This window comes from Pseudomonas sp. R19M, from assembly GCF_050312585.1.
GTDB classification, from domain to species: domain Bacteria; phylum Pseudomonadota; class Gammaproteobacteria; order Pseudomonadales; family Pseudomonadaceae; genus Aquipseudomonas; species Aquipseudomonas palleroniana.
In genome coordinates this window covers 1-333 of record NZ_JBNPJV010000031.1, presented here as the reverse complement: position 1 = coordinate 333, position 333 = coordinate 1, and the positions used below count along the sequence as shown (strand labels likewise).

The 333-nt window shown below is 53.8% G+C and carries 3 tRNA genes; all 3 read left to right on the top strand.

Features of this window, described 5'->3' with window-relative positions:
- The 3 genes from ACQRBT_RS05240 to ACQRBT_RS05230 all read left to right on the top strand — a co-directional run bounded on the left by ACQRBT_RS05240 (nucleotide 1) and on the right by ACQRBT_RS05230 (nucleotide 329).
- Nucleotides 1-77 (top strand) — tRNA-Pro (locus ACQRBT_RS05240).
- A gap of 5 nt (nucleotides 78-82) precedes the next feature.
- Nucleotides 83-158: transfer RNA gene (locus ACQRBT_RS05235), tRNA-Lys, on the top strand.
- A 94-nt stretch (nucleotides 159-252) separates the two neighbouring features.
- Nucleotides 253-329 (top strand) — tRNA-Pro (locus ACQRBT_RS05230).
- Nucleotides 330-333 lie beyond the last annotated feature (4 nt).

The window sequence follows — 333 nt, the reverse complement described above, 5'->3', positions numbered from 1 at the left end:
CGGGGTATAGCGCAGTCCGGTAGCGCGCCTGCTTTGGGAGCAGGATGTCGGGAGTTCGAATCCCCCTACCCCGACCATATTTGGGTCGTTAGCTCAGTTGGTAGAGCAGTTGGCTTTTAACCAATTGGTCGTAGGTTCGAATCCCACACGACCCACCATTTTTGAGACCAGTTAATCCTGGAATCGAATCTTAAGATCAGAGGCCAAAAGCACTGATCGAAGAAGGCGACTGAAAGGTCGCCTTTCTTTTACCGGGGTATAGCGCAGTCCGGTAGCGCGCCTGCTTTGGGAGCAGGATGTCGGGAGTTCGAATCCCCCTACCCCGACCATATT